8 protein-coding genes are annotated in these 10,316 nt (G+C 70.8%); 6 read left to right on the plus strand and 2 right to left on the minus strand.

Features of this window, described 5'->3' with window-relative positions:
• The 6 genes from AOK17_RS37385 to AOK17_RS52810 form a co-directional block, all read left to right on the plus strand.
• Positions 1-2,288, plus strand: a 2,288-nt coding sequence (locus AOK17_RS37385; protein ID WP_055617055.1) for a bifunctional SulP family inorganic anion transporter/carbonic anhydrase, incomplete at its 5' end; no start/stop codon positions are given.
• Between the two features lie 261 nt (positions 2,289-2,549).
• On the plus strand, positions 2,550-4,547 hold the full coding sequence (gene acs, locus AOK17_RS37390; protein ID WP_055617056.1) for an acetate--CoA ligase: 1,998 nt from the start codon (positions 2,550-2,552) through the stop codon (positions 4,545-4,547).
• 236 nt (positions 4,548-4,783) lie between these two features.
• Entirely contained in the window at positions 4,784-6,190 is a 1,407-nt protein-coding gene (gene nhaA, locus AOK17_RS37395) for a Na+/H+ antiporter NhaA (protein ID WP_055617061.1), read from the plus strand.
• A 149-nt stretch (positions 6,191-6,339) separates the two neighbouring features.
• Complete coding sequence (locus AOK17_RS37400) at positions 6,340-6,828, plus strand: phage holin family protein (protein WP_055617057.1); 489 nt, start codon at positions 6,340-6,342, stop codon at positions 6,826-6,828.
• A complete protein-coding gene (locus AOK17_RS37405) occupies positions 6,825-7,775 on the plus strand; it encodes an alpha/beta fold hydrolase (RefSeq protein ID WP_055617058.1) in 951 nt (316 codons plus the stop codon). Before AOK17_RS37400 ends, AOK17_RS37405 begins: the two co-directional genes overlap by 4 nt.
• A gap of 165 nt (positions 7,776-7,940) precedes the next feature.
• A complete protein-coding gene (locus tag AOK17_RS52810; RefSeq protein WP_079053496.1) occupies positions 7,941-8,120 on the plus strand; it encodes a hypothetical protein in 180 nt (59 codons plus the stop codon).
• 70 nt (positions 8,121-8,190) lie between these two features.
• Here AOK17_RS52810 and AOK17_RS37410 read toward each other — a convergent pair whose 3' ends face one another.
• Both AOK17_RS37410 and AOK17_RS37415 read right to left on the minus strand, forming a co-directional pair.
• Positions 8,191-9,390, minus strand: coding sequence for a MarP family serine protease (locus AOK17_RS37410; protein ID WP_055617059.1), 1,200 nt, complete (start codon positions 9,388-9,390; stop codon positions 8,191-8,193).
• A 119-nt stretch (positions 9,391-9,509) separates the two neighbouring features.
• Positions 9,510-10,214 carry an NUDIX hydrolase gene (locus AOK17_RS37415; RefSeq protein ID WP_055617060.1) on the minus strand — a complete coding sequence of 235 codons (705 nt, stop codon included), beginning with the start codon at positions 10,212-10,214 and terminating at the stop codon, positions 9,510-9,512.
• Positions 10,215-10,316 lie beyond the last annotated feature (102 nt).

Genomic DNA, 10,316 nt, shown 5'->3' on the forward strand with positions numbered 1-10,316 from the left:
CCCGTACCCCCCGGCTCCCCCATGTCCCCCGCATCGCCGGCGCCGATCTGTCCGCCTCGATCGCCGTCTTCCTGATCGCCCTTCCGCTGTCCCTGGGCATCGCCCTCGCCACCGGGGCCCCGCTGCAGGCGGGGCTCGTCGCCGCCGCCGCGGGCGGGCTGGTGGCCGGCCGCCTCGGCGGCGCCCCGCTCCAGGTGAGCGGCCCCGCCGCCGGGCTCACGGTGGTCACCGCCGATCTCATCCAGAAGTTCGGCTGGCGTACGACCTGCGCCATCACCGTCCTCGCCGGTCTCGCCCAACTCGGCCTGGGCTTCCTGCGCGTGGCCCGCTCCGCTCTCGCCGTCAGCCCCGCGATCGTGCACGGCATGCTCGCCGGCATCGGCATCACCATCGCCGTCGCCCAGCTGCACATCGTGCTCGGCGGTTCCCCGCGCAGCTCGGTCGTCGCCAACATTCGGGAGCTGCCGGGACAGTTGGCCCACCCCCAGGTGGCGGCGCTGTCGATGAGCGCCCTGACGCTGGCCGTCCTGCTGGCCTGGACCCGGATCCCCGGGCGCGTGGGCCGGGCCCTTCGCAAGGTGCCCGCCGCGCTCGTCGCCGTCACCGCGGCCACCACCACGGCGGCGCTCGCCGGGCTCACCCTGCCCAAGGTCGACCTGCCGTCCTGGCGGAGCCACGCGCTGGCCGGACTGCCCGAGGGCCCCGCGCTCGGGATCACCGCAGCCGTGCTCACCGTCACGCTGGTGTGCAGTGTCCAGTCGCTGCTCGGCGCCGTCGCCGTGGACAAGCTCACAGCCGGGCGGCCGACCCAACAGAAGCGCTCCGACCTCGACCGCGAGCTGCTCGGACAGGGCGCCGCCAACATCGTCTCCGGATCGCTCGGCGGGCTCCCCGTCGCGGGCGTGGCCGTGCGCAGCTCGGCGAACGTGCAGGCGGGAGCGGTCAGCCGGAACTCCACGATGCTGCACGGCGTCTGGGTGGTGATCGCCGCCCTGCTGATGGTCCCGGTCCTGGAGCTGATCCCCCTCGCCGCGCTCGCCGCCCTGGTGATGGCCGTCGGCATCCAGATGGTGTCCCTGCACCACATCCGCACGGTCACCCGCCACCGAGAGGTGCTGGTGTACGCGGTCACGACCCTCGCCGTCGTCGTCCTAGGCGTGCTGGAAGGCGTCCTGCTGGGGATCGCCGTGGCCGTCGGAGTCGCCCTGCACCGGCTCACCCGCACCCGGATCACGCACGAGGAGGACTCGGCGGGCGTCCACCACGTACGCGTACGCGGGCAGTTGACGTTCCTCGCCGTGCCGCGCCTCAGCCGGACCCTGCATCTCGTGCCCCAGGGGGCCGATGCCGTGGTCGAGCTGGACGGCTCCTTCATGGACCACGCGGCGTACGAATCGCTGCACGACTGGCAGAGCACACACCTCGCGCAGGGCGGCTCCGTCGAGCTCACCGGGCGGACCGGGACCCGGCTGGCCGCGCCCCACGTCCAGGGGGGCACCGGCGAGACCTCGCACTGCCACTGCCGGCCCTGGACGCCCTGGCGCAACCACCACTGCGAGCGCCCCGAGAGCAGCGCCCCGCAGGGCGGACGTCGGAGCGGGCACCAACTGGCCAGCGGCATCAGCTCGTTCCAGCGCAACACCGCGCCCCTGGTGCGCGGCGAGCTGGCCAGGCTCGCGCGGGAGGGGCAGCAGCCTTCCCAGCTCTTCCTGACCTGCGCCGACTCCCGGCTGGTCACATCGATGATCACTTCCAGCGGCCCCGGGGACCTCTTCGTCGTACGGAACGTGGGCAATCTCGTACCGCCCCCCGGCGAGGAGAGTGCCGACGACTCGGTCGCGGCGGCGATCGAGTACGCGGTGGAGGTGCTGCAGGTGCGGTCCATCACCGTGTGCGGGCACTCCGGCTGCGGGGCGATGCAGGCGCTGATGAACACCGAACCGGGCGGCGCGCAGACGCCGTTGAAGCGGTGGCTGCGGCACGGGCTGCCGAGTCTGGAGCGGATGGCCGCCAAGGACCGGCCCTGGACGCGTATCGCCGGACGGGCCCCCGCCGACGCCGTGGAGCAGCTCTGTCTGACCAACGTGGTGCAGCAGTTGGAGCATCTGCGGGCGCACGACTCCGTGGCCCGCGCGCTGCAGGAGGGCGCGCTCGAACTGCACGGGATGTACTTCCACGTGGGCGAGGCCCAGGCCTATCTCCTCACGGAGCGCGCTCACCACGAGGAGCCGGACGGCGAGGTCTTCGACCGGGTCGCGGCGACGGCGCTGCACGACACACCTGCCTGAACCGCCGCACCCGCCCGAACCGCCCGTCCCAGGAGCCCGCGAGCCCATTCCCAGGAGCCCGCGGGCCCTCTCCCACAGGCCCGCCCGGCGCTCTCCCGAGGGCCCGCTCCGCCCGCGAGCCTGAACCGCGCCCCTTCCCCGTCCGTGAGAACGTGTGGCCCCCCGTGTCCGCGGGAAGCCGCACGCACACATGATCCTGCCCACAGGTCTAAACCAATTCCCGGACGGCCCTTGTCACCAGGGGTCCCCGTCTGATGAGCTGTGGCCTGGGACACAACGGACACCCTGGGAAAGGGAGATGTCGTGAGCAACGAAAGCCTGGCCAACCTGCTGAAGGAAGAGCGCAGGTTCGCGCCGCCCGCCGACCTGGCCGCGAACGCCAACGTCACCGCGGAGGCGTATGAGCAGGCCAAGGCTGACAGGCTCGGCTTCTGGGCCGAGCAGGCCCGCCGGCTGACCTGGGCCACCGAGCCGACCGAGACCCTGGACTGGTCGAACCCGCCGTTCGCCAAGTGGTTCAAGGACGGCAGGCTCAACGTCGCGTACAACTGCGTGGACCGCCACGTCGAGGCAGGGAACGGCGACCGCGTCGCCATCCACTTCGAGGGCGAGCCGGGTGACGGCCGCGCCATCACGTACGCCGAGTTGAAGGACGAGGTCTCCCGGGCGGCGAACGCCCTCACCGAACTCGGCGTCGGGAAGGGCGACCGGGTCGCCATCTACCTGCCGATGATTCCCGAGGCCGTCGTCTCGATGCTGGCCTGCGCCCGCATCGGTGCCGCACACTCCGTGGTTTTCGGCGGCTTCTCCGCCGACGCCATCGCGACCCGCATCCAGGACGCCGACGCCAAGCTGGTCATCACCTCGGACGGCGGCTACCGCCGCGGCAAGCCCTCCGCGCTCAAGCCGGCCGTCGACGAGGCGGTCTCCCGGGTCGACGGCGTGGACAAGGTCCTCGTCGTGCGGCGCACGGGCCAGGACGTCGCGTGGACCGAGGGCCGTGACGTCTGGTGGCACGAGATCACGGCGAAGCAGTCCGCCGAGCACACCCCCGAGGCGTTCGACGCCGAGCACCCGCTGTTCATCCTCTACACCTCGGGGACGACGGGTAAGCCGAAGGGCATCCTGCACACCTCCGGCGGCTACCTCACCCAGGCCGCGTACACCCACCACGCCGTCTTCGACCTCAAGCCGGAGACCGACGTCTACTGGTGCACGGCCGACATCGGCTGGGTCACCGGCCACTCGTACATCACGTACGGACCGCTGGCGAACGGCGCGACGCAGGTGATGTACGAGGGCACGCCGGACACCCCGCACCAGGGGCGCTTCTGGGAGATCGTGCAGAAGTACGGCGTGACGATCCTCTACACGGCTCCGACCGCCATTCGTACGTTCATGAAGTGGGGCGACGACATCCCCGCGAAGTTCGATCTCAGCAGCCTGCGGGTGCTGGGGTCCGTCGGTGAGCCGATCAACCCCGAGGCGTGGATCTGGTACCGCAAGCACATCGGCGGCGACCGCACCCCGATCGTGGACACCTGGTGGCAGACCGAGACCGGCGCGATGATGATCTCGCCGCTGCCTGGCGTGACCGAGACCAAGCCCGGCTCCGCTCAGCGGGCGCTGCCCGGGATCGCCGCGACCGTCGTCGACGACGAGGCGCGGGAAGTGCCGGACGGCGGCGGCGGTTACCTCGTGCTCACCGAGCCGTGGCCGTCGATGCTGCGCACCATCTGGGGCGACGACCAGCGGTTCCTCGACACGTACTGGTCGCGCTTCGAGGGCAAGTACTTCGCGGGCGACGGCGCCAAGAAGGACGACGACGGCGACATCTGGCTGCTCGGCCGCGTCGACGACGTGATGCTCGTGTCCGGGCACAACATCTCGACCACCGAGGTCGAGTCGGCGCTCGTCTCGCACCCGTCGGTCGCCGAGGCGGCGGTCGTGGGCGCGGCCGACGAGACGACCGGCCAGGCGATCGTGGCCTTCGTGATCCTGCGCGGTACGGCGTCCGAGACCGAGAGCCTCGTGGGCGACCTGCGCGACCACGTCAGCAAGGCGCTCGGCCCGATCGCCAAGCCCAAGCGGATCCTGCCGGTGGCCGAGCTGCCCAAGACCCGTTCGGGCAAGATCATGCGCCGGCTGCTGCGCGATGTCGCGGAGAACCGCCAGCTCGGTGACGTCACCACGCTCACCGACTCCACGGTGATGGACCTCATCCAGACCAAGCTCCCGGCGGCGGCCAGCGAGGACTGACGTACGGCTGGAAGAGGGGCACCCGGCGCCGGACGCGCCGGGTGCCCCTCTTCGCGTCTAGCCTGAAGATCACCGGATGGGACCGGCCGCATCTTGGGTAGGCTGAGAAACGCGTAAACAACGCGACAAGAGAAACGCGACAGAGAGAACCCCGAGATCCCAGAGATCTCAAAAGGTGCGCCGGGAAGTCTGGTCGGCAAGTGCTCAGTGATGCCTACCGACCGGAGGTCGTTCTCGTGCCCGCGCCCGCTCCCCGCAAGAACCACAAGGTCCTCGGACGGCTCTCCCTGCCCGAGCGGACCTTCGTCGCGGACGCGCTGCGCACCGAGACGGTCGGCGGCGTCCTCCTGCTCGCCGCCGCGATCGCCGCGCTGATCTGGGCGAACACCCCGATCCGGGAGAGCTACGAGTCGGTCAGGGACTTCCACGTCGGACCCGCCTCGCTCGGCCTGGACCTCTCCATCGAGCACTGGGCCGCCGACGGCCTCCTCGCCGTCTTCTTCTTCGTCGCCGGCATCGAGCTCAAGCGCGAGCTGGTCGCCGGTGACCTCAGGGACCCGCGGGCCGCCGCGCTCCCGGTCGTCGCCGCGCTGTCCGGCATGGCCGTGCCCGCGCTCGTCTACACACTGGTCAACGTCACCGGCGGCGGCTCGTTCGACGGCTGGGCGGTACCGACCGCGACCGACATCGCCTTCGCGCTCGCCGTCCTCGCCGTCATCGGTACGTCGCTGCCGAACTCCCTGCGCGCCTTCCTGCTCACGCTCGCCGTCGTCGACGACCTCTTCGCGATCCTGATCATCGCCGTGTTCTTCACCGAGAACCTCAACTTCGCGGCGCTCGGCGGCGCCGCCGTCGGCCTCGCCGTCTTCTGGCTGCTGCTGCGCAGGGGCGTACGCGGCTGGTACGTGTACGTGCCGCTCGCCCTGGTGATCTGGGGGCTGATGTACAACAGCGGCGTCCACGCCACCATCGCCGGGGTCGCGATGGGGCTGATGCTGCGCTGCACCACCCGCAAGGACGAAGGCGAGCAACGTTCACCCGGCGAGCGCATCGAACATCTCGTACGCCCCCTGTCGGCGGGCCTCGCCGTACCGCTGTTCGCGCTGTTCAGCGCCGGGGTCGCGGTGTCCGGCGGCGCGCTCGGCGAGGTGTTCACCCGGCCGGAGACCCTCGGTGTCGTGCTCGGGCTGGTCGTCGGCAAGGCGGTCGGCATCTTCGGCGGCACCTGGCTGACGGCCCGCTTCACCAGGGCCTCGCTCTCCGACGACCTGGCCTGGCCCGACGTCTTCGCGGTGTCCTCGCTCGCCGGCATCGGCTTCACCGTCTCGCTGCTCATCGGGGAGCTCGCCTTCGCGGGCGACAAGGCGCTCACCGACGAGGTCAAGGCCGCCGTCCTGATGGGCTCCCTGATCGCGGCCGTCCTGTCGGGCGTCCTGCTGAAGATACGGAACGCCAAGTACCGCAGGCTGTGGGAGGACGAGGAGCGCGACGAGGACCTCGACGGCATCCCCGACATCTACGAACAGGACAACCCCGCGTACCACCTGCGGATGGCCGAGATCCACGAACGCAAGGCCGCCGAGCACCGAAGGCTTGCCGAAGTGACGGGCGGGGCAAGCGAGGGGAACGACGGTCCGGCATGATCTGACACGCACGGTCCGTTACGCACGTTCCGATACGCCCGGTCCGGCACGTACGGTCCACACGTACCCAAAACGCGCACAGCTCCACGACGACAGACGACGCAAGACAACGGCGACAAGACAACCGACAAGACAACAGGGAGAACGCGATGAGCGCACCCGACGGCAGCCCGGTCGGCGCCGAACGCAGCATCGGCCAGCTGTTCGCCTCGGCGACGACCGAGATGTCCGCGCTGGTGCACGACGAGATCGCACTGGCGAAGGCACAGCTCAAGAGGGACGTCAAGCGCGGAGCGGTCGGCGGCGGCGCGTTCGCGGCGGCCGGTGCGGTACTGATCTTCTCCCTGCCCATGCTGAGCTTCGCCCTGGCGTACGGCATCCGCACCTGGAGCGACTGGAACCTGGCCGTCTGCTTCCTGCTGTCGTTCGCCGGGAACGTGGTGGTCGCCGGCGTCCTCGCGCTGATCGGCGTGATCTTCGCGAAGAAGGCCAAGAAGGGCCAGGGCCCGCAGAAGACGGCCGCCTCGGTCAAGGAATCGGCGGCCGTACTGCAGAACGTGAAGCCGCACCCCCGTGAGGTGACCGCGGCCGACCCGGTCGGTGACACCGTCAAGGCTGTGGCACGCTCGTCCTCATGACGGATCCCGCCTCATCCTCGGCGCAACCCACCTCGGTCGTACGGCTCGACGTGCCCGGCGGGAAACAGGTGACCCACCGGGACGTCGCGGCCAACGGTGCGCGCTTCCACATCGCCGAGATGGGCGACGGGCCGCTGGTCCTGCTGCTGCACGGTTTCCCGCAGTTCTGGTGGACCTGGCGGCATCAGCTGGTGGCGCTCTCCGACGCGGGCTTCCGCGCGGTCGCGATGGATCTGCGGGGCATCGGCGGCAGCGACCGCACCCCGCGCGGCTACGACCCCGCGAACCTCGCGCTCGACATCACCGGCGTCGTACGGTCCCTCGGCGAGCCCGACGCGGCGCTGGTCGGACACGACCTCGGTGGCTATCTCGCGTGGACCGCGGCCGTGATGCGGCCCAAGCTGGTCCGCCGGCTCGTCGTCTCCTCGATGCCGCACCCCCGGCGCTGGCGCTCCGCGATGCTCTCGGACATGAAGCAGACCGCGGCCGGCTCGTACATCTGGGGCTTCCAGCGGCCCTGGATCCCCGAGCGCCAACTGCTCGCCGACGAGGGGGCGCTGGTCGGCGAGCTCGTCCGGGACTGGTCCGGGCCGCGGCTGCCGGACGACGAGGCCGTGGACGCGTACCGGCGGGCGATGCTGATCCCGTCGACGGCGCACTGCGCGCTGGAGCCGTACCGGTGGATGGTCCGCTCGATGGCCCGTCCGGACGGCATTCAGTTCAACCGCCGTATGAAGCGGCCGGTTCGGGTGCCGACGCTGCATCTGCACGGCTCGCTCGATCCGGTGATGCGCACGCGGAGTGCCGCGGGGTCCGGTGAGTACGTCGAAGCGCCGTACCGCTGGCGCCTGTTCGACGGGCTCGGGCACTTTCCACACGAGGAGGATCCGGTGGCCTTCTCGACCGAACTGGTGAACTGGCTGAAGGACCCCGAGCCGGACCGCTGAGGGCATCGCGCCGCAGGTCAGGGGCCGTTCGACGAAGCTGTCGCATCACACGCCCCACACGTCTCGGGAACGCCTGTTCTACGAACGGCCAATTGCCCGACGCATAGGCCGATTGGGGGGCGTGGGGGCGGTTATCGACCTTGGGGCAGGGGCAGACGTCGGGGTATGGGCTGGACGCACGACTACAGTGACGCAGCACGAAACCGCCGCTCGGCCAGTGGCCTGAGCTCCCATCAGAGGGGAGCCCCGCAGCTGCAGGGCACGGATCCTCGGCTGGGAATCCCGCACATTCTGAAGCGCCGTGCCCGCTGGGTCTCGGCGCGCCTGCGCCACCCACGCGACTGAGAACCCGCGCGGCCGGAAGCCTCGGACCCTCGCCCGTGTGACGCCCGGCCGAGTCCTTCAGCGCCCCGGACTACAGCGCGCAGCTGTCGCTGCCCACCTGCTGGTTGGCGGTACGGCCCTTGGTGATGTCCTCCTGGACCTCTTCCACGGTCAGCGCGTACCCCGTGTCCGCGTCGTCGAGGGACTTCGCGAACACCACGCCGTACACCTCGCCGGTCGCGGTGAGCAGCGGGCCGCCGGAGTTGCCCTGGCGCACGGTCGCGAACACGGAGTAGACCTTCCGCTGCACGGTGCCGCGGTGGTAGATGTCCGGGCCGTTGGCCGTGATGGGGCCGCGCACGCGCGCCGGGTTGACCGTGTACGAGCCGTTCTCCGGGAAGCCCGCGACGATCGCGTCGTCCCCCCTGGTCGCTTCCTTCGTGGTGAACTTCAGGGCGGGCGCGTCCAGATCGGGTACGTCGAGTACGGCGATGTCGCGCTCCCAGTCGTAGAGCACGACCTTCGCCGCGTAACGCTTGCCCTCGCCGCCTATCTGGACGTACGGCTCGTTCACGCCGCCCACCACATGGGCGTTGGTCATCACGCGGCGCGGGCCGAAGACGAAGCCGGTGCCTTCGAGGACCTTGCCGCAGCTCTGGGCGGTGCCGGTGACCTTGACGATGGAGCGCTGGGCGCGGGCGGCGACCGGGCTGCTCGCGAGGGCCGGGTCGGGCGGATCCACCTCGTTGATCGGCTCGTTCGAGAACGGGCTGAAGACCTGCGGGAAGCCGTTCTGCGCGAGGACCGAGGAGAAGTCGGCGAACCACGTGTCGGCCTGGTTGGGCAGCGCCCGGTCCACGCCGAGCATCACCTTGGAGCCGCGGACCTCCTTGCCGAGCGTCGGCAGTGTCGTACCGGCCAGGGCCGAGCCGATCAGCCAGGCGACGAGGAGCATCGCCACGACGTTGACGAGGGCGCCGCCCGTGGCGTCCAGGGCGCGGGCCGGGGACCAGGTGATGTACCGGCGCAGTTTGTTGCCGAGATGGGTGGTGAGGGCCTGGCCGACCGAGGCGCAGACGATCACGACGACCACGGCGACGACGGCTGCGGTCGTGCCGACCTCCGCGTCGTCCGTCACCGCACCCCAGACGACCGGCAGGAGGTAGACCGCGACGAGACCGCCGCCCAGGAATCCGATCACCGACAGGATGCCTACGACGAACCCCTGGCGATAGCCCACGATCGCGAACCACACGGCGGCGACCAGCAACAGGATGTCCAGCACGTTCACTGCTTCAAGCCTCGCCTCATCACTTTGCGGTGGCCGTGCCTCGGCCGGGGGTCCGGGGACACCCGGCGCAGCCGCTCATGTCGCGGCCCCCGGAGAGACACAGCACGGGTGCCACCCTGTCATGCGCGCCAGTCGAGCGGGACCTGCTTGTCGCGGTCCCAGGGCCGCTCCCAGCCCGCGTAGTGCAGGAGGCGGTCGATGATTCCGGCCGTGAAGCCCCAGACCAGGGCGGATTCGACCAGGAATGCCGGACCTGCGTGGCCGCGCGGGTGCACGGCCGTCGCGCGGTTGCCGGGGTCCGTGAGATCCGCCACGGGGACCGTGAAGACGCGGGCCGTCTCCGCCGGATCGACCACGCCGACCGGTGTCGGCTCGCGCCACCAGCCCAGCACCGGGGTGACCACGAAGCCGCTCACCGGGATGTAGAGCTTCGGGAGCACGCCGAAGAGCTGGACACCGCGGGGGTCGAGCCCGGTCTCCTCCTCGGCCTCGCGGAGGGCGGCCCGCAACGGCCCGTCGGCCTTCGGGTCGCCGTCCTCGGGGTCGAGGGCGCCACCGGGGAACGACGGCTGCCCCGCATGCGATCTGAGCGAACTCGCCCGCTCCATGAGCAGCAGCTCGGGGCCGAGCTCTCCCTCACCGAACAGGATCAGTACGGCCGACTGGCGCCCGCCGCCGTCCTCCGGGGGCAGGAACCGGCTCAGCTGGAGCGGCTCCACCGTCTCCACGGCATGCACCACCGGGTCCAGCCAGCCCGGCAGGCCGTCCTTGGTCAGGACCAGATCGCCGTCCTGAATGTCGTGCGTGTGACTCGCGCGCGTCATCGCCACCCCCGTTCTGCTGCTCTCAACGCCCGCGGGTCCACAGATCGTTCCGTCATCCGACCTCCCGCGCGGGTGAACCGGGCGCGGGGGCGGCGGAGACGG

The sequence above is a fragment of the Streptomyces phaeochromogenes genome (assembly GCF_001418655.1).
Classification (GTDB): domain Bacteria; phylum Actinomycetota; class Actinomycetes; order Streptomycetales; family Streptomycetaceae; genus Streptomyces; species Streptomyces phaeochromogenes.

Bases quoted from the DNA above. Each gene is read 5' to 3' on its own strand.
- AOK17_RS52810 (WP_079053496.1), top strand. From the start codon at position 7,941: ATGGGCTGGACGCACGACTACAGTGACGCAGCACGAAACCGCCGCTCG.
- AOK17_RS37405 (WP_055617058.1), top strand. From the start codon at position 6,825: ATGACGGATCCCGCCTCATCCTCGGCGCAACCCACCTCGGTCGTACGG.
- AOK17_RS37400 (WP_055617057.1), top strand. From the start codon at position 6,340: ATGAGCGCACCCGACGGCAGCCCGGTCGGCGCCGAACGCAGCATCGGC.
- AOK17_RS37415 (WP_055617060.1), bottom strand. From the start codon at position 10,214: ATGACGCGCGCGAGTCACACGCACGACATTCAGGACGGCGATCTGGTC.